19 protein-coding genes are annotated in these 22313 nt (G+C 62.4%); 2 read left to right on the top strand and 17 right to left on the bottom strand.

What is annotated here, in order from left to right; translation table 11 throughout:
* Nucleotide 1: 1 nt before the first annotated feature.
* Entirely contained in the window at nucleotides 2-1561 is a 1560-nt protein-coding gene (gene guaA, locus ACO06R_RS18170; protein WP_421853388.1) for a glutamine-hydrolyzing GMP synthase, read from the top strand.
* A 27-nt stretch (nucleotides 1562-1588) separates the two neighbouring features.
* On the opposite strand, the gene ACO06R_RS18165 is transcribed toward guaA, so the two are convergent.
* The 8 genes from ACO06R_RS18165 to ACO06R_RS18130 all read right to left on the bottom strand — a co-directional run bounded on the left by ACO06R_RS18165 (nucleotide 1589) and on the right by ACO06R_RS18130 (nucleotide 11037).
* Entirely contained in the window at nucleotides 1589-3643 is a 2055-nt protein-coding gene (locus ACO06R_RS18165) for a bifunctional aldolase/short-chain dehydrogenase (protein ID WP_421853385.1), read from the bottom strand.
* A gap of 34 nt (nucleotides 3644-3677) precedes the next feature.
* Nucleotides 3678-4508: a carbohydrate ABC transporter permease gene (locus ACO06R_RS18160; protein WP_421853382.1), complete on the bottom strand. Its 831-nt coding sequence runs from the start codon at nucleotides 4506-4508 to the stop codon at nucleotides 3678-3680.
* A 5-nt stretch (nucleotides 4509-4513) separates the two neighbouring features.
* The gene (locus ACO06R_RS18155) at nucleotides 4514-5332 is read right to left on the bottom strand and encodes a carbohydrate ABC transporter permease (RefSeq protein WP_421853379.1); all 819 of its coding nucleotides are present in this window, start codon (nucleotides 5330-5332) and stop codon (nucleotides 4514-4516) included.
* 117 nt (nucleotides 5333-5449) lie between these two features.
* The gene (locus ACO06R_RS18150; RefSeq protein WP_421853376.1) at nucleotides 5450-6709 is read right to left on the bottom strand and encodes a sugar ABC transporter substrate-binding protein; all 1260 of its coding nucleotides are present in this window, start codon (nucleotides 6707-6709) and stop codon (nucleotides 5450-5452) included.
* A 40-nt stretch (nucleotides 6710-6749) separates the two neighbouring features.
* On the bottom strand, nucleotides 6750-7769 hold the full coding sequence (locus tag ACO06R_RS18145; protein ID WP_421853373.1) for a nucleoside hydrolase: 1020 nt from the start codon (nucleotides 7767-7769) through the stop codon (nucleotides 6750-6752).
* A gap of 2 nt (nucleotides 7770-7771) precedes the next feature.
* Entirely contained in the window at nucleotides 7772-9058 is a 1287-nt protein-coding gene (mtnK, locus tag ACO06R_RS18140) for an S-methyl-5-thioribose kinase (protein WP_421853370.1), read from the bottom strand.
* Between the two features lie 4 nt (nucleotides 9059-9062).
* Nucleotides 9063-10181 (bottom strand): S-methyl-5-thioribose-1-phosphate isomerase, encoded by a 1119-nt coding sequence (gene mtnA / locus ACO06R_RS18135; protein ID WP_421853367.1) that lies wholly within the window; start codon nucleotides 10179-10181, stop codon nucleotides 9063-9065.
* A gap of 13 nt (nucleotides 10182-10194) precedes the next feature.
* A complete protein-coding gene (locus ACO06R_RS18130; RefSeq protein WP_421853364.1) occupies nucleotides 10195-11037 on the bottom strand; it encodes a MurR/RpiR family transcriptional regulator in 843 nt (280 codons plus the stop codon).
* Between the two features lie 345 nt (nucleotides 11038-11382).
* On the opposite strand from ACO06R_RS18130, the gene ACO06R_RS18125 reads away from it, so the two are divergent.
* Entirely contained in the window at nucleotides 11383-12162 is a 780-nt protein-coding gene (locus tag ACO06R_RS18125; protein WP_421853361.1) for a hypothetical protein, read from the top strand.
* 13 nt (nucleotides 12163-12175) lie between these two features.
* On the opposite strand, the gene ACO06R_RS18120 is transcribed toward ACO06R_RS18125, so the two are convergent.
* From ACO06R_RS18120 to ACO06R_RS18080, 9 genes are read right to left on the bottom strand one after another with little or no spacing between them, the layout of a single operon-like run.
* The gene (locus tag ACO06R_RS18120) at nucleotides 12176-13549 is read right to left on the bottom strand and encodes a mannitol dehydrogenase family protein (protein ID WP_421853358.1); all 1374 of its coding nucleotides are present in this window, start codon (nucleotides 13547-13549) and stop codon (nucleotides 12176-12178) included.
* Nucleotides 13546-14967, bottom strand: a complete 1422-nt coding sequence (gene uxaC, locus ACO06R_RS18115; protein WP_421853355.1) for a glucuronate isomerase — start codon at nucleotides 14965-14967, stop codon at nucleotides 13546-13548. The genes ACO06R_RS18120 and uxaC overlap by 4 nt, the downstream gene beginning before the upstream one ends.
* Nucleotides 14964-16019: a Gfo/Idh/MocA family protein gene (locus tag ACO06R_RS18110; RefSeq protein ID WP_421853352.1), complete on the bottom strand. Its 1056-nt coding sequence runs from the start codon at nucleotides 16017-16019 to the stop codon at nucleotides 14964-14966. The genes uxaC and ACO06R_RS18110 overlap by 4 nt, the downstream gene beginning before the upstream one ends.
* Nucleotides 16016-17038, bottom strand: a complete 1023-nt coding sequence (locus ACO06R_RS18105; protein WP_421853349.1) for a Gfo/Idh/MocA family protein — start codon at nucleotides 17036-17038, stop codon at nucleotides 16016-16018. Before ACO06R_RS18105 ends, ACO06R_RS18110 begins: the two co-directional genes overlap by 4 nt.
* Complete coding sequence (locus ACO06R_RS18100) at nucleotides 17035-18078, bottom strand: Gfo/Idh/MocA family protein (RefSeq protein WP_421853346.1); 1044 nt, start codon at nucleotides 18076-18078, stop codon at nucleotides 17035-17037. The genes ACO06R_RS18105 and ACO06R_RS18100 overlap by 4 nt, the downstream gene beginning before the upstream one ends.
* Nucleotides 18075-19163 (bottom strand): ABC transporter ATP-binding protein, encoded by a 1089-nt coding sequence (locus ACO06R_RS18095; RefSeq protein WP_421853343.1) that lies wholly within the window; start codon nucleotides 19161-19163, stop codon nucleotides 18075-18077. Before ACO06R_RS18095 ends, ACO06R_RS18100 begins: the two co-directional genes overlap by 4 nt.
* 15 nt (nucleotides 19164-19178) lie before the next feature.
* Complete coding sequence (locus ACO06R_RS18090; RefSeq protein ID WP_421853340.1) at nucleotides 19179-20189, bottom strand: NAD(P)-dependent oxidoreductase; 1011 nt, start codon at nucleotides 20187-20189, stop codon at nucleotides 19179-19181.
* Nucleotides 20186-21259, bottom strand: coding sequence for a carbohydrate ABC transporter permease (locus tag ACO06R_RS18085; protein WP_421853337.1), 1074 nt, complete (start codon nucleotides 21257-21259; stop codon nucleotides 20186-20188). Before ACO06R_RS18085 ends, ACO06R_RS18090 begins: the two co-directional genes overlap by 4 nt.
* Nucleotides 21252-22274 carry a carbohydrate ABC transporter permease gene (locus ACO06R_RS18080; RefSeq protein ID WP_421853334.1) on the bottom strand — a complete coding sequence of 341 codons (1023 nt, stop codon included), beginning with the start codon at nucleotides 22272-22274 and terminating at the stop codon, nucleotides 21252-21254. The genes ACO06R_RS18085 and ACO06R_RS18080 overlap by 8 nt, the downstream gene beginning before the upstream one ends.
* Nucleotides 22275-22313 lie beyond the last annotated feature (39 nt).

Raw genomic sequence — 22313 nt, 5'->3', positions numbered from 1 at the left:
CATGAGCGCTCCCCATCCCGAATCCGTCCTCATCATCGATTTCGGCAGTCAGGTCACGCAGCTGATCGCCCGCCGCATCCGCGAGGCCGGCGTCTACTCGGAAATCGTCCCCTTCCAGTCGGCCGAGGAAGCCTTCCGCCGGCTTGCCCCAAAGGCGGTCATATTCTCCGGCGGTCCGGCTTCGGTGCCCGACGAGGGCAGTCCCCGCGCACCGCAGGCGGTGTTTGATTCCGGCGTGCCGATCCTCGCCATCTGCTACGGCCAGCAGACGCTCTGCCACCAGCTTGGCGGCCGTGTCGAGGGCGGTCATCACCGCGAGTTCGGCCGCGCCGATGTCGAGATCCTGAAACCCAGTCCGCTGTTCGACGGCTTCTGGACGATTGGCAGCAAATACCCTGTCTGGATGAGCCATGGCGACCGGGTCACCGAGCTTCCCGACGGCTTCGAGGTGATCGGCCAGTCGCCGAACGCCCCGTTCGCGATTGCTGCCAACGAGAGCCGCAGATACTACACGACCATGTTCCACCCCGAGGTGGTGCACACGCCTGACGGTGCCAAGCTGCTCGCCAACTTCGTCCACCGCATTGCCGGGCTGAAGGGCGACTGGACCATGGCTGCCTACAAGGACCAGGCGATCACCGCGATTCGCGAACAGGTCGGCGATGGCCGTGTCCTGTGCGCATTGTCGGGCGGCGTCGATTCCTCGGTCGCCGCACTGCTCATCCACGAGGCGATCGGCGACCGGCTGACCTGCGTGCTGGTCGATCATGGCCTGATGCGCAAGAACGAGGCGGCTGAAGTCGTCTCTATGTTCCGCGAGTACTACAATCTGCACCTGATCCACGTCGATGCGTCGGATACTTTCCTCGACGCGCTGGAAGGCGAGTCCGATCCGGAAGTCAAGCGCAAGACCATTGGCGGGCTGTTTATCGACGTGTTCGAGGCCGAGGCGAAGAAACTCGGCGGCGCCAATTTCCTCGCCCAGGGCACGCTCTATCCCGACGTGATCGAAAGCGTATCTTTTACCGGCGGCCCGTCGGTGACGATCAAGAGCCACCACAATGTCGGCGGCCTGCCGGAGCGCATGAACATGCAACTCGTCGAGCCGCTGCGCGAGCTGTTCAAGGACGAGGTGCGCCTGCTCGGGCGCGAACTCGGCCTGCCGGAGCACTTCATCGGCCGGCATCCGTTCCCTGGTCCGGGCCTTGCCATCCGCTGCCCGGGCGGCGTGACGCGCGACAAGGTGCGCATCCTGCAGGAAGCCGACGCCATCTATCTTGAAGAGATCCGCGCCGCCGGCCTCTATGATCATATCTGGCAGGCATTCGCCGTCCTGTTGCCGGTCCAGACGGTCGGCGTCATGGGCGATGGCCGGACTTATGAATATGTGTGCGCGCTGCGCGCCGTTACCTCTGTCGACGGCATGACGGCGGATTTCTATCACTACGACATGAGCTTCCTCGGTAACACGGCGACCCGCATCATCAACGAGGTGCGTGGCATCAACCGCGTCGTTTACGACGTGACCTCCAAGCCGCCCGGCACCATCGAGTGGGAGTAGGCCGCCGCCTAGCCCTTTCGGTGGACGCTACCGCAGCGACGCCTCGATGTTGCCGCCATCGACCGTGGTGATATGCGCCGTAGTGCGCTCCGACGTGGCAAGCGCAACGAATGCCTGCGCAACATGGTCGGCAAGAACCTCCTTTTTCAACAGGTTGCCGGCCATGTAATCGTCCACGGTCACGCCGCGCGCATCGGCGCGCGTCTTGATGAAGTCATCGGTCAGCAGCCCGGAGCGAATACGGTCGGCATTGACCCCGTTTACTCGGATGCCCTGATTGCCGAGTTCCAGCGCCAGCTGGCGCACCAGGAACATCGTTGCGGCCTTCGGCATGCCGTAAGCGCCAAAGCCCTTGCCCGGGTTGACCGCTTGTTTCGAGGCATTGAACAACAGTTGCCCGCCGGTGCCCTGCGCCGCCAGCACTTTGGCTGCTTCGCGCGCCAGCTTGAGATGTGCGAAGAAATTGAGCTCGAAACTGTCGCGGATCGCTTTCTCGTCCATGGTGACGATGTTGCCGCTGACGGCGTTTCCGGCGTTGGAAACGACGATGTCGAGGCCACCGAATCGCGCTACGATTGCCCGGATAGCCGATCTCGCCCCGTCCTCGCTGGTGAGGTCGGCTTCGACGCCAAGGCAGTTAGCGCCAATCTTCGTGGCGGCTTCGCCCACAGTCGGGGCTCGGTCGACAATCGCAATCGTCGCGCCCAACGCGGCAAAGGCTTTCGCGGTGGCAAATCCGATTCCCCCAGCTCCGCCGGTTACGGCGACGACATGTCCCGCAAAACGCTTCGGCGACGCCTTGGCGAGTTTGGCCTGCTCCAGCGACCAGTACTCCATGTCGAAGAGGTCGTTGGTTCCGATCGGCCGGAAACCGCCGAGCGCCTCGCCGCTCGACATGACTTCGACCGTCTGTTCGGCGAGATCCGCCGCGATCGATGCAGCACCATCACTGGCGCCCATTCCGACAATGCCCAACCCCTTGACCCATGCAACGACCGGGTGCGGTTCAAGCATGATCTTGCCACCGCCGACACGGGCGTTCTGTTCTTCAAACATCTGGCGATAGCGATCGGCGAAGTTGCGCACGGCGGCATCCGTCTCGTCGGCGGAGCTGTCGCCCGGCAACACCAGTTTGCTGCCTTTTGTCCGGATGACATGATCCGGCGAGCCGCAGCCCCGTTCGCCAAGTGCGTCAAGATCATCCCGCTCCGCGAAGGCGCGGGCTTCCGCGCTGCATCGCGTGTCGAGCACAACCGGCCGCGGTGCGGTACCATGGTGTTCGCCACGTATGCGGGCGACCGAGCCGCGTAGATGCGGCAGGATGCCGACCGGGTCATCCCCCGATGGGCGAAGCTTGCTTACGGTGCATTCGAAATCGGGTCGTCCGGTTTCTCTCATCAGATAGGCTTCGACCATATTGGTGTGCTCGATCACGCGATCGTAGCTTTCCTGGGCCGTCGCGCCGAAGGTGAAGTGACCGTGCTTCAAGAGAATGATTCCCTCGCAATCCGGTGACGCTTCGAAGACCTCGGCGGCCTTCTTGGCGAGTGCGAAACCCGGCATCACGTAGGGTACGACCGCCATTCGGGTGCCGAAGATTTCGCGAATGGCGCCTTCCGGATCATCCAGGTTGGCGAGGATCAGGAATGCGGTCGCATGGGTGTGATCGACATATTTGTGCGGTAGATAGGCGTGCAGAAGCGTTTCGACCGACGGGTTGGGCGAAGATTGATGCATGAGCAACGAACGCTGTACGTTGACCATGTCTTCATCGGACAACTCGTCGAGTGCGCGCAGATCCAATAGTGGATCGAGCCAGACGCCCGGCATGCCCGGCGCCTCGATCGTGTCGAGATCCCAGCCGCTGCCTTTGATATGCAGAACACGCTCTGTCTTTCCCATGAGATTGGCGCGCTCGACCTTGACAGATGTGTTGCCACCGCCATGCATCACGAGGTCGGGGTCCGACCCGATCAGACGTGAGGAATAGACCCGCAATGCGAGATCCCGGTCGGCTGCGTCGGCTGCCGCCTTTGAAACCCAGCTTTGCGCATCGCTGTCGTTCCAGTTGTTCTCTCTCATGGTTTCTGCCTTCCCGATGTTACTCGTCTGCCAGCTATTTGAGGCCGGTCCCTGCGATTGATTGCGTGAAATGTCTTTGAAGCGGCAGCACGACCAGCGTCGGGATCAGCGCCAGCAGCACCGCTCCGGCCAGCATTTGGCCCAGATCGAAATCGAACTGACCGATCAGCTTGGCGAGCGCGACCGGCGCGAGCTCGTACTCCCTCGTGCTTGTCACCAGAAGCGGCCACAGATAGGCTTGCCATTGGAAGAGAAAAATGATGACGCCCGCCCCGACCATCGGCGCCTTGCTGAGGGGCAGATAAATCCTCCAGTAGATCTGGAACAGGTTGGCGCCATCGACGCGGGCCGCTTCCTGCAGTTCCTTAGGGATACCAAGAAAGAACTGGCGCAGCATGAAGATGGCGAACCCGTTGGCGATACCAGGTCCCATCAGCGCCGAATAGCTGTTGTCGAGGTTGAGCGCGCGCACGGTCCCGGCAAGCGGAATGGCGATTGCCTCAAACGGGATAAGGAATGTGACGACCACGACCGCGAAAACCACACCGCGGCCGGGATAATCGATGGCGCTCAACGCGAATGCCGCCATGGAATTGACGATCAGTCCGATCGCCACCGTTCCGAAGGCAACAAAAACCGAGTTGAAGACCGCCCGCCCGAAACCACCCTCGATCAGCAGTGTGAAGTTTTCGGTGGTGACGCGGTCCGGGATAATGACGTTCCAGGTAAGCGGCGACAGGTGACCCAGAATGTCCTGTTCCGGGCGAAAGGCGCTTACGACCAGCCACAACAAGGGCGTCATGAAAACCGCAGTCACGATTGCGATCAACAGTGTCGGAATGAACGACTTCGGTAGTTTCGGCATGGTCGTCAGTCTTCCGCGCCTTGCTGGTTGAGCATCAGGAACTGCAAGCCGACAATCGCAATGACGACGAGCAGCAACAGGACGGTTTCGGCCGCCGCGAGCGGCAGGTCGGCAAAGACAAACGCGTTACGGTAGATGTCGAACATCACCAGGTTGGTGGAATCGACCGGGCCGCCGCGGGTCAGGATCTGCACCGGCGCGAACAGGAGCAGGTTCACTGCGGTATCGGCTACAAGCACGAAGGCGAGCGGCCGTCGCATCAGCGGCAGGCGCACATGCCAGAGCGTGCCCCAATAGCCACCGTGGTCCAGCCGGGCCGCTTCGATCACGTCGCGGGGAACCTGGTGAAGTCCGGCCACGAGGAACAGCGACCAGTAGCCGACACCAACCCAGGAGGCGAGAATAATGATCGACATCATCGCCTGGTCTGCGGATGTCAGCCATCGCTGATCGGGCAGGCCGATGGCCGCGAGTATCGCATTGATAATGCCGTCGTCCGGCCGAAATCCGACGCTCCAGATGAGCGAGGAAACCGCCAGCGGCACGACGACCGGGAGCAGGTTCAGCGTTTGCCACATTCCGGGTTTCTTGGCGCCGTCAACGATCAACAGGGCGATGGCGAGCGCCATCACGATCTGGATCGGATTGATCAACAGATTGAAAACCAGGGTGACGCGTATTGAATTAATGAACGAATCCGAAGTCAGCAGGAACGCATAGTTCTCAAAGCCGGCCCATTCGGATCGCGAATTGCGAAAGCTGTCGAAGAAGACCTCGATAACCGGCGCGATCCGAAACAGGACAAGCAGGATGAGCGCCGGCAACAAAAAACCTATCGCCGCGAGTATCGGATGCCGGCGGCGTCTGCCTTGCGGGTGAGCAGAGGAGGGGGTGGCCCCCCTCTGCTGCGAGGGCGTGGTCGCCTGCAACACCGATCGACCTTAGTTCCGCGACCATGCGCGCTTGATTGCCGACTGTGCAGTGCCGAGCGCGTCGGCCGGATTGGCACCGTTGCGGATGTCTTCGAAGGCCTTGCCCATGAACTCTTCGAATTCCACGTAGCCAGTGGTCCGCGGGCGGATGCGCGAGGTGTTGACGAGTTCGCTCTTGATGAGATCCGCTACGCCTTCGACCGTCTGGTTCTCCGCGTAGTAGGTGTCGAACGTCGTTTCGTTCGCCGGCGGCAACGGGAAGCCCTTGGCCGTAGCGAGCGCGCCTTTCGGATCGAGCGCGGCGAACTTCACGAACTTGACCGCAGCCTCGACATTGTCCGAGTTGGGGTTGACACCCCAGGACCATGCGCCGGTTGGCGTGACCTGTTCCCCGCCTTCGAAATAGGGGTGCGGCGCGACGCCGAACTCAAGACCTTCTGCATCGGCAAACAACGGCAGCCACCAGGGGCCGCCAACGAAATAGGCGATCTGGCCGTTGGCGAAAATGTCCTGTGTCTGGCCGGGCTGGACACCGCGCGGCGCAAGGCCGTCGTTGAATGCCGCGGCATAGAATGTCATCGCCTTGAGCCAGCCGTCATTGGTCACGTCGATGTCCAGTTGTCCGGGGCCGATACCGGATCCACCGCCAGCGGATTCCGCGAGCGGCTGAAGCTGATAGTAGCGGTTGATCTGGTCCCACATGAAGCCGAATTCCGCGCCGGCTTCCTGTGCTTTCACACCGGCCGTGCGAATTTCTTCCCATGTCATCCGGTTTGCCGGGTCGATCGACGGCATGTCGAGGCCCGCGGCCTTCAGCAGCTTCTTGTTGTAGTAGAGCAGCTGCGAGGACGTGGAGATCGGCAGGGCATAGAGCTTGCCATCCACGGTCGATGCGTCGAGGGAACTCTGGATCACGCCTTCGATCTTGTCGATATGGGTCGAAAGGTCGAGGAGCTGACCGCGTTTGACAAGCGATGCAATTCGCGGCTGGTCGGCTGTGTATATATCGGGATCCGGGTCGCCACCGCCCACACGGGTCTGGATGATCGAGTTCAGGTCATTGAACGGGACGTTCTCATAAGTGACCTTGATGCCTGGATTTTCTTTTTCGAAGAGGGCGATCACCCCCTCCATTGCGCTCGGCGCCTCGGGGCCGACGAAGGTCAGGTTTATGTCTTCCGCCAAAGCTGCGACACTGCTGCCCGCAAGCGCGAACAGGGCTGCGCACAGCGATGCTTTCGGATGTCTGAATAACGCACTTTTTCTCATTCTATCCTCCCTTTGAGACGTGCAGTTTGCTCAATACCGGTCAGGTGCTGAGACGGGTCAGGAAGCCTTCCACGCGCTCGGCGAAGAAGGTTCCAAACTTGGCGCGATCCACCGCGACGCTGACCCGGTGCTCCGCTTCTGCGGCCCCGGACAGATCGCCTGCGTCCGATCGTTTGGTTTCGAAGCGTTCCCCCGCTTCCGCGAAATTCAGCGCGTAACGCTCCAGCGCCAACGCATTGCAATCGAACATCGATGCCACTGCCAGCGGGTCATGCAATGCGGCAACAGCATCTTCCGGGAATGGTTTGGCTTCGACTGGGAAGTTCGGGATGTGGTGGAACCACTCCGACGACCAGATTTCCAGCATGCGGGCGAGCCTGTCGCCAAGCGTCGAGCCGGAGGCGCGGAACAGCCCCATCGTCTCCCGGTTCATGGTGGTGCAGAAGGTCAGTTCCGCCGTCACCCAAGTCATGTCGAAACCGGCATTCGCCATGATGTAGGCGGCCCGGACGTCGGAATTCGAGTTGTGGTCCATGTGGTTGGGAGGCAGGCCGGTTTCGGCAAAGAATTGCCGCCACTGCGGATCGTAATGTTCCGCGAAGACCATCCCGCCCATGACCGTCAATTTCGGTACGCGTTTCGGCAGTGTTGGATCGAGTGTGACGGCGGCAGCCACGTTGGAATAGGGGCCGACGGCGCAGAGATGAAATTCTTTCTCGCGCGAGGTTTCGACGATCCATTCTGCCGCGCTGCCGGGCAGGATTTCCGCTTCCGGCCCATCCCAGGGCAGTTCGAGCAGGCCCTTGCCCTCGTGACCGAACCAGGTGGGGCCGCGCCCGGAGGCGATCGGCGTCGACTCACCGATAATCACGGGGATGTCCGGCCGGCCGGCCATGCCAAGCAGGCGCGCCGCCATCTTGGCCCGCGTCGCGACATCGCCGTCAACGATGGTCACTCCGATAAGATCCAGTTCCGGTGAGGCCAAGGCAAAGGTCAGTGCCAATGCGTCATCGACATCGGTGCCGATATCTGTGTCGAGGACGAAGGGTATCGATTGCATTGTCATGGTCTCCCAAGCGTGGAAATCGCGGCTTCGACACGGGCGGCAAGGTGATCGACGGCGTTGGCCAGTGCTGCGGTTCCGGGCATCGGGTCCAACAGCCAATTGCGCGCAATGGCGATAATCTGGCGCTCCACTTCGCCGCGACCTTCCATGTCCTCGATCGACTCGAGTTCGCGAACGGAGACGATGCCGAGACAGCGACGCAGGAGTTCGCAGCCGCCATGCCGCCCGCAGGACGCGGCGATCGAGCGAAGGTAGTCGGCGCGGAACGCGGCAAAGGCTTGCTCGTCGCCATTCCAGTATTCACTAGTGGCCAGATCGCCCGATGCATCCAGCGTCCAGAGCTTTTCGATTTCGCCGACGAACCCTTTCCACGCTTGGCCGATTGCCTCCACAAGTTCTGTTTGAAGTGAGCGGCGCATCGCCGGGTCTCCGCCCAGTCGCGCCTGCGTCAATGCGCCGATTGCGAAATTCGCCATCAGCGTGCCGAGGTCGTAGGCCACCGGTCCATAGAAGGCGAATTCCGGGTCAATGATGCGCGTCGCAGGCGTGTCGCCCGCCTTGGTCACCATCACGCTGCCTGTGTGCAAGTCGCCGTGCAGAAGCGCTTGGGTGTTGCTCATGTAGTCGGCCTTGGCCATGGCGATCGCGCGTTTCAGCTCTCCGTCGGCGCGTGCCGCCTTCACCTCGCTGTCGATGGCCGGAATCCAGTTGTTTTCTTCCGACAGGAAGAACGGGTTCGTGAAGACGAACTGCTCCTGCAGGTTACACAGGTCCGGATTTGTGTATTTCTGCACCAAGGCGCGCTTGTCGCGCGCGGGCATCGACATCTCGCTGGAATGGTAGGTGAGTTTGGCTGAGAACCGGCCGATTTCCTGTCCCGCATTGCGCAACGGTGTTCCCTTGACCAGCGAAACGCGCATGACTTCGTGGTCGGCCAGGAACTCCATCGCCACCCAGCTGTTGTCCAGATCATGGGCAAAGACCTCGGGTACCAGATCGGGCGCGATTTGGTTGTGCAGCAGCAGGCTTTCTGTCTCGAACCGCATCCGCTCGCGGGTTAGCGGCCAGCCTTCGCCGGCGACCCGCAGATAGGGCAAGGCCTGTTTGAGGAGCAGCGTCGGCTTGCTCGCTTGCGCGGCCTGAAACACAAACACCTGGTTCAGATTGCCGTCACCGATCTCTGTCGCGGTGATAGCGCCCGCGCCGGCGATTTCGCGCAGCTTCGGATTGGCTGCCACTTCGGCGCAGGCGCTATCGATGTCGAGAGCTCTGAATTCCTCCATCGGATCAGCTCCCCCTAACCACATAATCCGGAAACGACGCAGCGACCGCTTCGGGGGTCGCCTCGCAAAGCCCGCGCTCGGTGATCAGTCCGGTGATCAAACGGTGCGGCGTCACATCGAAGGCGGGGTTGCGCGCCGACGTACCGGCGCTCACAATTGGGGCCGCGACACGTTTGCCATCGATTTCAGAGCGGATGTGGGTGACTTCATCGGAATCGCGCTCTTCGATCTCGATCTCGCCGATACCGTCGAACGAATAGGGGTCCAATGTTGAAGACGGGAAGTTGACATAGAACGGTACGCCGTTCTCGTTAGCCGCCAGAGCCCTCAGATAGGTACCGATCTTGTTGGCGACATCGCCGCTCATAGATACCCGGTCGGCGCCGGTAAAGATGATGTCGACCTCGCCGCGCTGAATCACATGTCCGATCGCGCTGTCCACCAGATAGGTGTGATCGATACCGGCATTGCGCATTTCCCATGCGGTTAACGCGCCCTGGTTCCGGGGTCGGGATTCGCCGACAAAGACATGGATCGGAATGCCGGCCCGTTGTGCCGCATACATCGGCGCGGTTGCCGATCCATGCTTGACGAATGCCAGCCAGCCAGCGTTGCAATGGGTCAGAATATTAACCGTGCGGCCCAGTTTCTCGTGCAACTCCCGGATCAGGCGAAGACCGATTTCACCGATGCGGTGGCAGCTGGCGATATCCTCGTCCATGATGTCTTGGGCGATACCGAGCGCTGTCTGGATGCGCGCGCTGCCGTCGTCGATGTTCAGCAGGCCGTCGAGTTGGCGGTCGACCGCCCAGGAAAGGTTGGTCGCTGTCGGGCGTGTCGCGGTGAGCGTCTCGGCCGCTTCCTTTAGCCTCACGTCGGCCTGCGATGCGCCAAGTCCCTTCGTCTCCAGAGCGGCCAGATACATGCCGAAACCGGCCGAGACCCCAATGCAGCCGGCCCCGCGCACCGCCATGGTCTTGATTGCGACCGCCATTGTTTCGACGTTGCCAACCGTCATTTCCGCGTAGTTGTGTGGCAGCAGTCGTTGGTCGATAATGCGAACCGCATCCGGATAGTCCGGATCGAGCCAGATGGTCTGGTCTTTTTGTCTGATGTTCGTCATCGCTGGCCCGCCGTTACAGTGTTTTTCCGATGACCGACTGAAACGCGGCCTGTTCCGCCTTGAACGCCGCCGGGTCGCGGGCGGCGTAAGCGCGCGCCAGTGCGGAGATCAACGCCATCTGGACCACCCGGCCCGCCACCGGCTCGCTTCGCACTTCGCTGGACAACGCGGCCAGCGTAACGTCGGCATTCTTGGTAAGTGGGGAGCCCGGCATCCCGGTTACGCAAATCGTCGACAGGCCGAGGCCCTTGGCCTGCCCGAGCACCTCGACCGTGTCGATCGACGCACCGCTGTGCGATATTGCCAGCACAGCCGCCGGAGGACGCAGTAGTGCGACCTGCATGCGCTGAAGATAGGGATCGGTCTGCAATCGACACTTCAGGCCGCGCAGGAAGAGCTGTTCGTGTGCCGCTGACGCCGAAGGAATGGATGTGCCCACGCCGACCACGAGAATTTCGTCGGCCTTTTCGATGATGTCAGCGGCTCGGTCGAGCGAATCTTCAATGTTTTCGAGCGTATGCCTGAGGCCTTTGACGCACTCTTCAAACAGAGTAGCAGCAATGCCGGCGCCCGCGGGTAGCGGCTTGCTGGCCAGTTCGTCTGCGGCGACCCCTTCTCTGGCCTGGTCTGCCACAAGGCGGAACTTCAGGTCCGTGAACCCCTGCATGCCGGCGCGTCGGCAAAGGCGCAGGACCGATGTATCCGACAGGCCGCATTCCGCAGCGACCTGTCCCATCGACATGGTTACCACCTTCTCCTGATTGGCCAGGATCCATTCGGCCACAGCCACCTCGGATTTCGACAGCTTGGCTGCGTTCCGGTGGATCAGTCTCTCCACGGTGGCGTCGGTTTGCATTACCACTGCAATTTTACCTGGTAATTGTTGTGCTACAACAAATTAGGGGCGTCATTTCGGAATGTCCATCGCTTTCGACGGATTTTTTTCGGATGCGCACCGCTGCGCTACGGCTTCCCTTGGCTTCGATGCATGGAAAGTGGAACCAGAAAAGGCTCATAGTTCTTTTGAATTGGGACACAGGCTTTCCGGCGCCGCGTTGTCAGCATTTCCGCATTTGACGATCGTGCCGGGATGTTCAACTGTGCAAAACTGCCAATTCGTGGTGCTTGTTCTATGCTTCAGCGCTAGAAAGGGTTGCGAAGCGGGGGTGTCAAGAATACCGCACAGGACTAGTATTTGCGTATGTTGGACAAGCCCGCAGTGACCCGTGCATCGCTCCCGAACACCTTGCGCCACCGGACATGCGATTGTCTGATCCGGCTGGGCTCGGCCCATGACGGCGGTTATCTGGTTGCCGAGGCAGACTTGCTGCGCACTGACCACTTGCTGTCCTTCGGTATTGGCGAGAACTGGGAATTCGAGCAAGACTTCTGCCAACGGAACACGGTCCCGGTCACCGCCTACGATGCATCGGTCGGGCCGCTGGACCACTGCTGGCGGGCACTCGACCTGGTGACCAGAAGTTTGAGCCTTCGCCGCGCGACCAAATCAGTCCGGAAATGCTGGGATTATCGCAGCTTCTTCCAGTCGCATCCGCACAACCGGCATATTTCCAGGCATGTCGGGATTGGACACCAGTATCTGCCGATGGAAGCGGTGCTTGGCGAGACTGATGCGGGCAGTATCTTCGTGAAGATGGATATCGAGGGCAGCGAATACCGGTGCCTGGAGGCGTTGATCGAGGATCACGGCAGGATTTCCGGTGCGGTAATCGAGTTTCACGATGTCGATCTGCACATGGCGCTTGTCGACGATTTTGTTCGGCGTTTCGGGCTGGAACTGGTCCACATTCACGCCAACAATTTCGCGCCTCTATCCGATAGCGGCTTGCCTCATGTCCTTGAATTGACCTTCAGTAGGCATTGCGAGCCGCAGGACCGGGAATGCGTCTATCCGCATCCGCTGGACCGGCCGAACAGTCCGGCTGCCAGCGAGATCATAATCTCGTTTGCCGAACGATAGCCACCCCGCCCGCTCACGGCAGGACCGCATGGATCGCCGCGCGGGCGCCTCGCGTTTCGATTGCTTCGACTGCGTTGGCAATCAATAGCGCCAGGTCCGGCGTGGCACTCAGCGCGGCAAGCGGCATGCCGTCCTGGCTCAAGGCTGAGATCGTGTCTTCGGGTTGTCCAGCGGCCGCGTCGCGCAGCGTTGCATCCAGTGGATCGGCCAGGATCTCGCCGGCACGTGCAACGCTCCTGATGTGGGCCGCATAAGACGCAATGGCGAGTGTCAGGCCGGGGCAGGAGCGTCCGGCGGCGTGGTTCGCCAGCGCCGGCGGCACCAGCCGCACCGGTACCTTTTGCGAGCTGTCGGTGCCGATCTGAGCCAGTGCATGCCGCAATGCCGGGTTTGCGAAACGTTCCATCAGTGCGCGCCAGTAGGATCGAAGTACGTCTTGCGAAATGTCCAGTGTCGGAAAGACCTCCGTTTGCGCGGTCCGGGTTACCAGCGCTGCGAGATCGGTATCCGCCACCGCTCCGGCGACATGGGCATGCCCCAGCATCGGACCCAGCATGGCCATTGTGGTGTGTGCACCGTTTAGAAGCCGCAACTTCATGGTCTCGAACGGCGCTACATCGGCAACGATCTTCACGCCGACCTGTTCGAAGGGTGGGCGTTCCGCCGCAAACCGGTCTTCGATCACCCATTGGGCGAACGGTTCGGTGATGACAGGCCAGGCATCTTCCAGTCCCGTCAGCGCGGCGATCTCGGCGCGGTCGGCGTCGGACGTCGCAGGTGTGATACGGTCGACCATGCTGGAAGGAAATGCGACCTGTTCGTCCAGGAAAGCAGTCAGTCCGGGCGCCAAATCGGCTGCGGCGCTGCGCACCAGCGTTTCGGTTCGCCGTCCGTTTTCAAGTAGGTTGTCGCAACTCAGCACTGTCACCGGCCCGCCGCCGATTTCCGAGCGGCGGGCAAGCCCGGTCGCCAGCACCGCCACGAGCGCGCCATCGGCATCGTATCCCTTCTCTGTCACCGTGATCGTGACGAGCCGGATTTGCGGGTCGGCTATGGCCGCGATGGCGGCTTCCATGCCCTGCGCGACACCGAGAACCGAGCCGATGACGCGCGCCGAAAGCCCGTTCCCGTCGCGAATGCCGAGCGTGTAGAGCCCGTCCTGCGGGGCGAGGGCGTCGCGGGTATCCGGCCGGCGCAGCGATATACCGCGAATGCCCCATTGCGGTGCCTCGGCCAGCAGGTCGTCGACATAGACAGCCTGGTGCGCCCGATGGAATGCGCCGATGCCGATATGGGCGATCCCCGCCGTGACACGCGCCCGATCGTAACCGGGCAGTGCGGCGGGACCCGCATAGCCGCGCAGGTGAGCGTTCGACAGCCGTATCACGCCGTACTCCCGGCCAGCCGATAGGTTCGTCGCGGCAGATCGACGGTCAGCGCGCGCGCGATCTCGTGCGCCTCGGTTTCGCGCAGCCGGTGATCGGCCACCCGCTCGGCGAGAAACGCAGCGTCGAGACGACGCGCCATGTCATGACGCGCCGGGATCGATGGAAAGGCGCGCGTGTCGTCATTGAAGCCCACGGTGTTGTAGAAACCGGCGGTCTCGGTGACCGCCTCGCGGAAACGGCGAATGCTGTCGGGTGCGTCATAGAACCACCAGGCCGGCCCGAGCAGGAGCGCAGGAAACGCCCCGGCGAGCGGTGCGAGTTCGCGCGCGAGCGTCGTCTCGTCCAGTGTGAAAACAACGATGCGCAGGCCGGGTGCGTCCCCGACCGCATTGAGCATCGGCGACAACCCGTCGACGAAATTGACGGCGCGGGGGATGTCGAAGCCCTTGTCGCGGCCGAACCTCTCGAACACCGACCGGTTCAGGTTGCGCTGCGAGCCGGGATGGATCTGCATCGTCATGCCGTCCGCCGCGCTCATCCGTGCCATTTCGGTCAGCATTTGCGCGCGGAATAGCGCCGCATCGCCGGGTTGGGCGCTACCCGCGCGAACCCGGTTGAACAGCGCCCGGCATTCCCGCGCCGCGAGGTCGGCGGTCTGCGGCATCGCCACGCCGTGGTCGGTGGCAACCGCGCCGGCCGCGCGGAAGTCGGCGCGGCGATTCCGGTGTGCATCGAGATAACCGTCCCAGTGGCCCGTGTCGCAGCCGGTGATTTCGGCTAGCGTGTCGAGATTGGCTTGAAATTGGTCGTGGTCCGGGTCGCAGGCCGCATCGGGCCGGTAGGTGGTGATCACATTGCCGTTCCAGCCGCTCTCGCGGATTGCCCGGTGATGGTCGAGCGGGTCGAGCGCGTCCTCGGTCGTCGCCAGCATCTCGATCCCGAACCGGTCGAACAGTGCGCGTGGGCGGTATTCGGGGCGGGCCAGGCATTCGGCGATGCGGTCGAAATATGTATCAGCTGTGTCGGGGCCTAACGGTTCATCGAAGCCGAACAAATCCTGGAAGGTGAAATCAAGCCACAGCCGGGTCGGCGTGCCGCGGAAGAGATAGTAGTGTTGTGCGAACCGCCGCCAGACTGCGCGCATGTCGGTCTCGGCGGCACCGCCGTCGAGCGGCGCGATCCCCAGCGCCTCATAGGTCACGCCCTGGCTGATCAGCATGCGCAGGACATAATGATCGGGGCGCACCAGCAGCGACGCCGGATCAGCGAATGGCGCGTCGGCCGCAAACCATGCTGGGTCGCAATGGCCATGCGGGCTGATGATCGGCAGGTCGCGGATACCGGCATGGATCTCTCGCGCGATGGCTCGTGCGCTTGGGTCCGGGGAGAACAAACGATCGGGATGCAACAAGCTCATGGCTTCAATCCTGCGCAGATCGGAAGCGACCGGTCGATAGGCAGGCTGACCCGCTGGCCGGTGCGGTGCGCATGGTAGATCGCGGTGACCAACTCGATGGAGGCGACACCGTTGGCGAGCGTCACCGCGTCGCTTGCCTTGCCGTCGAGCGCATCGGCGACGGCTTCGAGGTAGCCGGCAAAGCCTTCCCGTTTCGCGGGCGCGACGTTGGCAACAGCGTCAATGTCCGTTTGCCTGTCCGGATTGCGCGCGGTGAAGGTCCATTGGTCCTCGCCCGGTGCATAAGGCAGCCGCCCGCTTTCAACGGTGACGTGCTCATAGACCAGCCGTAAGCGGCTGGTGTCGTCTGCCGCCCCCAGCGTGATCGAGGAGGTGGCCAACGCTCCGTTCTGCATCGCGAAGGCGATCGCCGCGCAATCCTCGGTCTCGATCGGATTGATCCGCGTCGTCAGCATCGCCGAAACGCTTTTCACCGGCCCGAAGGCGCGGGCCAGCAGATCATGCGAGTGGATCGCGTGGCTGAGCACCGCGCCGCCGAGTTCGCGCGCCCAGGTGCCGCGCCAGGCGACTGCATAATAGTCCGCGCCGCGGTTCCAGTGGGTTTCAAGCGATGCGGTCTGCGGCTGGCCAAGCAGCCCGGCCGCCTCCAGGCGCGACAGCGTTTCCAGCGAACGGCCATAGCGGTATTGGAACACCGGGAAGACGCGGCCCGCTGCATTCGCCTCGGCGGCGGCAAGCCGGTCGGCGTCAGCCAACGATCCGGCGACCGGCTTCTCGATGATTACGTGCTTTCCCGCCGCAAGTGCGTCCAGTGCGACGGGAACGTGCAGCATCGGCGGCAGGCAGATATCGACGATCTCGACCGCTGGATCGGCGATGATTTCGGCGAGATCGGTGACGGCTTTCGCGCCGGCGGTCGCCGCCAGCTTCTCGGCGAGGCCGACATCGAGGTCGCAGACATGGCTGACGCGGAACCGGTCGCCGAGCGCAAGGTAGCCGGCGAGGTGTTTCTCGCCGATGCCTGCGCCAAGGATCGCGACGGTGCGCGTCATTGCAAGGCGCCCAGCCGTATCGCCTGCGCCTGCGCGCGCAGCGCCAGTTCCATCACCTTGAAGCAATGCGCCTGGGCCATCGCGGATTCGGTGCGATCACGCACATCGTTCATCAGATTGGCGAAATAGGGCAGCGGCGCATCGCTGGCCTGGGTGTATTCGTGACGCTCACCATTGACGAGAAACACGTGATCGGTGCCTTCGCGGCCGGCGACATCGACATATTTCCGCAGCTCGATATAGCCCTCGGTGCCGAGAATCGTCAGCCGCCCGTCGCCCCATGTCGGCAGGCCGTCCGGCGTGTACCAGTCGACCCGGATATAGCCCTGGCCTTCGTTCGAGCGTAGCAGGATCTCGCCATAATCCTGCAGGCCGGGATCGCCGGGATTGGCGAAATTGCCGACGCTCGACGCGACGATTTCCGCGTCGGTCGAGCCGGTGAAGAACAGGAACTGGTCGATCTGGTGCGAGGCGATGTCGGTCAGGATGCCGCCATAGGCGGCTTCGTCGAAGAACCAGCCGGGGCGCATGTGCCGGTTGAGCCGGTGTGGCCCGAGACCGACGGTTTGAACGACTTGGCCGATCAAACCGTCAGCCACAAGCTTGGCGGCATGGCTGACCGCCGGCACCTCGAAGCGTTCGGAAAAATCGATCGACCAGATGCGTCCGGTTTCGCCGGCACAGTCCCGGATCGCCTGAAGCTGGTCGAGCGTGGTGCAACCGGGTTTGTCGGTCATCACGTCCTTGCCCGCGCGCATCGCCTCGATGGCGCGTTCGGCGCGGCGCACCGGAATATCGGCGAGCAGGATCATGTCGATATCCGGGTCGTCCAGCAGGCGGCGGCGGTCGTCAACTCGCGGCACATCGGGGAACCGCTCGACAAATCCCGCCGCCGGCTGCGGATCGCCTTCCGTCCACCAGCCTTTGCAGGTGCATCCGAGCGCCTGCATGTTGGCGAGTTGGCCGTAGATATGCCGATGATCGACGCCGATCACGCCGAGTGTGAGGGGGCTGGTCAAGTCTGTGCTCCGCTAAGGTCTACGCGCCGTCCCTCTCTCGAGGAGGTCTCCAGCGCGGTGATCAGTCTGTGGACATGCAGGGCGTCCGCGCCGGTAACACGGGGCGGGCGGTCATCGGCAATCGCGTCGGCGAAATCGGCGATCAGGGATTTGTGCCACTCATAGGGGAACGCCATCGGATCGGCACCGCCGCCTGTGCCGGCTTCCTCGCCATGGCTCTCGGTCCGGCCATCGCGCCAGCGCAGTGTCAGAACGCCCGACTTGACCAACACCGACGCATGATCGCATTCGAAGGTCAGGCTTTCCGCATCACCGGGAAAACTCGCCGTGCTGGCGTGCAATACGCCGACGGCACCGTTTTCGAACATCATCGCGCCGGCAGCGAAGTCTTCTGCTTCCATCCGGTGAAACGGTGTCGTCGCGCACAGCGCCTGCACCGAGGCGACGGGGCCGGTCAGCGACAGCATCAGGTCGAGCGTATGGATTGCCTGCGAGATCAGCACCCCGCCGCCATCACGCGCATAGGTGCCGCGCCCGGATTCGTCGTAGTAGGTTTGATCGCGCCACCACGGCACATCGGCCCGCACGACGCGGATCGCGCCAAGGTCGCCGCTCGACAGCATGGCGGCGAGTTTCTGCGAAGCCGCGCGAAACCTGTGCTGGAACACGACGCCGAGCTTGACCCCGGCATCGCCACAAGTCCGGACGATGGCTTGCGCGCTTTCCGTCGTGCGTTCCAGCGGCTTCTCGCAAAGCACGTGCTTGCCGGCATTGGCGAACAGCGACACCAACTCGCGGCGTGCATTTGGCGGTGTAATCAGCAGCAGGGCGTCGACATTCGGATCGGCGGCAAGTTCCTCGGCGCTTTCGGCAACTGGGAAGCCGTAGGTTGCGGCAAAGGCATTGCGCCGCTCCGCCGAGCGGGCATAGGCACCGCGCACCTCGACCCGGTCGGCAAGATCGCCCAGCGCCAGCGCGTGCGGTTTCGCGGCCATGCCGGTTCCGACAATGCCGATTCCGATTCTGGTCTTGCTGGTCATCCGGCGATCCCGTTTGTCACCACTTTTCCGGCCGCGTCGAACAGGTGCATCTGGGCGCGGTCGAAAGAGAGATGCAGGTCCTGGCCCTTCGACACCGGCAATTGCCCTGGCTGGTGAACGGTGATCTGCGGCAGGCCGGGCGCATCGCAGTAGAGGTAGGTTTCGCCGCCCAGCTGTTCAGCGAATGCGACCTTGACGACAATATCGGCGTTGTTCGCGTCGGCGATGCGAATATGTTCCGGCCGCATGCCGAAGGTACAGGTGTCTCCAGCCCGCAATCCATCGACCGCCGGAATGCCAATCGCCGTCTCCCCGGCGTTTAGCGACAATCCATCTGAGCCTTCGCCGACGGTTGCCACGACGAGGTTCATGCGCGGCGATCCGATGAAGCCGGCGACGAACACGTTTTGCGGAGTGTTGTACAGGTCCAGCGGCTTACCCATCTGCTCCAGCCGGCCTTCCTGCAAAACGACGATCTTGTCGGCAAGCGTCATCGCCTCGACCTGGTCGTGCGTGACATAGATCATCGTGCCGCCGATATCGGCGTGCAGGCCGGCCAGTTCCTTGCGCATGGTGACACGCAGTTCGGCGTCGAGGTTCGACAGCGGTTCGTCAAACAGGAACGCCTTGGGATTGCGTACGATGGCGCGGCCAATGGCAACGCGCTGGCGCTGGCCGCCCGAGAGCGCTTTCGGCCTGCGTCCGAGATACTCGGTGATCTGCAGCATCTCGGCAGCCTTTTGGACCCGGGCCTGAATCTCCGGTTTCGGCATCTTGGAGTTCTCGAGCCCGAACGCCATGTTCTTGTAGACAGTCATGTGCGGGTAGAGCGCATAGGACTGGAAAACCATCGCCAGCCCCCGGTCGGATGCCGTGACATGGTTGACCACTTCGCCATCGATTTCGATTGCGCCGGAGGTGATGTCCTCCAGCCCCGCGATGATACGCAGAAGGGTCGACTTGCCGCAGCCCGATGGGCCGACGAAGACGCAGAATTCGCCCGCGCCGATTTCCAGGTCGATGCCGTGGATGACCTCGACAGTACCGTAGGATTTGCGAACTTGCTTGAGCCGGATTTCCGTCATGGGCGTCTCTCTTTGTTATCGGCTTCGCATCTTGGCCGACAATTTCGGGTCGGCCTTCTGCATACGCATCGGGGGCAGGCCCATCAGGATTTGCTCGATATCGTCGAGCATCATGGCGCGGATCCGCCCGTAGGAGGCTTCGATCCCGCCAGCCAGATGCGATGAGAACAGTACGTTTGGGACCGCGCGCGCGGGGCTGCCGGCGGGCACCGGCTCTTCGGGAAAGACGTCGACTGCCGCACGGAACGCGCCGCTGCCCGCCAATTCTAGAAAAGCGTCGAAATCGACGATCTCGGCGCGCGACGCTAGCACCACCGAGGCGCCGTTGCGGATCGTTTGCAGCGCGCCGCGATCGAGGAAGCCTTCGTTTTCGCTCGTCACACCAGCAAGCAGAAACAGCACATCGGACTGCGACAATGCCTTTTGAAGGGAGACCGGTTCCAGGCCCTCGGCGCGCAAATAGCCATCGGAAAGCCAGGGGTCGTGCACCATCAGCCGGACGCCGAAGGGACGCAGCAGCGGCGCCAGTGCTCGGCCGAGATTGCCGTAGCCCAGCAGGGCCACTTCGGCGCCGTAAAGGCTGCGCGCATCGCTGTTGCCGGCGATGCCGTAGGCTTCTTGGCCGGTCCTGAAAAGCACGTCGGCGCGGTGCAGGCCACGCAATAGCATGATCGCCTGACCGAGGCAGAATTCGGCCACCGCCGGCGCCATCGCCGGTGCGGCGCTGAGTACCTGGATGCCGCGCGCATGACACTCCTGATAGTCGATATTCGGCTCCCAGTTCGCCTTGACGTTCAGGATCGCGCGCAGGTTTGGCGCGCGGTCGAGCCGCTCGCGCGGCATCGCCGTCTGGCCGACGAGAACGGCCATGTCGGCCAGGTGCTCTTCGACGAGTTCGTCGGGAGCCCGGCTTCCCCAATGTGAAACAACCCGGCCCATCCGTCCGAGCGCTTCCGCGCAGTCCGGCGTGTAGACCATCGCCTCGTTTCTGGGGAACGGGTCCATGAAGATCAGCGGTTCGGTCATTTCATTCCCGAACTTGCGATACCGGTGGTGATGAACTTCTGCAGAAACGCAAACACCAGCACGACGGGGATCAATGTGACCACGGTCATGGCGAGAATGTAGTGCCACTGCACGTCAAGCTCGCCCTGGAAAGCGTTCAACCCGACCTGCAGCGTGTAGACCTCGGAGCGGTTGAGGACGATCAGCGGCCACAGGAATTCGTTCCACCGCCACATGATGGAGAAGATCGCCAGCACGGCGATTGCCGGCATCGCCAGCGGCAGCACCACGCGCCAGTAGATTGCCCATTCCGACGCCTTGTCCATGCGGGCGGCCTCAATCAGGTCCCGCGGTATGGTCAGCATGTATTGGCGCAAAAGGAACACGCCGGTCGGCGTCGCCGCACCGGGCAGGATGACAGCCCATAGCGAGTTGATCATCCCCATATGGGTGACCACCAGATAGACCGGAACGAGGATGATGGTGATCGGGATCATCAGCGTGCCGATCACGAACAACATGATCGCGTTGCGCCCCCTGAATTCGTAGATCGACAACCCGTAGGCCGCCATGGAGTTGATCAACAGGGTAACGATCGTCGCCGCCGCGGTCACGATGACCGAATTCTGCAGATAGGACAGGAAATTGAAGCGCTCGAGTGGGTCGCGGTAGTTTTCCGTTGCAAGCCGGAATTCGCGGATCGGCTCGCGATCGTTGATTGAGACGCGGTAGGTGTCCTCCGGATTCGCGGGGTCGACCATCTGCGACACGATCCCGATCCGGCGGATCTGCGCGAGATCCTTGGTGGTGCCGTCTTCGAGTTGCGCCTTAAACAGCGGCAAGGGCTTGTCGTAGCCTTCGACGGTGACTTCGACCTGGCCAAGCGGCAGGAAGGTGGGGGGGAACTCGACCAGCCCCGCCGGCGTCTTGAAGGACGACAGCACCAGCCACACCACCGGACCGAACATCAGGAACACGCCCATCAGGAGATAGGCGTAGGTGAAGACATCGGTCCAATGCAGCCGTCCGCGCCCGCGCGTCACGGTCAACAGGTTTCCGATCGAGCGGGTAGGGGGCATCGCTTCAGCCATCGTCTCGGCGCCTCGCAACAGCCAGTTGGGTCAGAGTGAGCACGAAGAGCACCACGCCGAGCACGACCGATGCGGCGGCGGCCAACCCGAAGTTCTGCACCTGCTCGGTGAAGCCCGTTGTGTAGATGTATTGGACGATGAACTGCGTGGCCGTGCCCGGACCGCCGCCGGTCAGAACGAACACTTCGTCGAAGATCTGAACGCCGCGGATCAGCGCCAGCACGATCACCACCAGCATGTTGGGCCACAACAACGGCAGCGTGATGCGCCAGAACACGCGTTCGGTCGACGTGCCGTCCATTTCTGCGGCTTCGTAAAGGTCCGGCGGGATGGCCTGGAGGCCTGCCAGCAGGATCAGCGTGTAGAAGCCCATATGCGCCCAAATCGACACGAAGATCGCCCAGAACATCGACCATTCGGGCGACACGAAGAACAGGATCTTGTCAAAACCGAGCGAGACCAGCGCCGCATTGAGGATGCCGTCGCGCAGCAGGATCCATTTCCAGATCAGGGCGACGACGACCGGCGACAGCAACACCGGAAAGAAAAAGACGGCGCGGAAAAAGCCGCGGGCGCGGATCTTGCGGTTCAGGATCAGGGCGGTGATCAGCGAGAACAGGACCAGGAAGAAAACCTGGAAGAACACGAAAACGGCGGTGTTGTAGATGCCTTTCCAGAACCGGTCTTCACGACAGGTCACCGGGTCGAGATAGCTCCCGCAATCGAGCAGGAAACCGTACTGTTCGGTGCCGGTGTAGACCCGGTCCGTCAGAAACAGTTGCGTACCGCCGGTAAAGGAAAACGCGAAATTGATGAACAGCGGCAGGACAACGAAAATGCCGAAAAAGGCGATGTTGGGCAGCAGGAAAACATAGGGCATCGCCTTGATGCCGAACAGCCGCTGCAGCACCGTCAGCGGATAGTCGAGCAGCCGGAACGTCAGCTCCGCGGGCCACGCGACGACACGCATGATCTGTGCGCCCAGCCCGTCCTTGGTCTCTTGCTTTGCCGCCATGTTCGTCTCCGTGCAGCCGGCCGGCCCATCGGGGCCGGC

The sequence above is a fragment of the Oricola sp. genome (assembly GCF_965230365.1).
Taxonomy (GTDB): domain Bacteria; phylum Pseudomonadota; class Alphaproteobacteria; order Rhizobiales; family Rhizobiaceae; genus Oricola.
The sequence above is the reverse complement of the archived record's forward strand: the minus strand, read 5'-3'. Positions and strand labels throughout refer to the sequence as shown.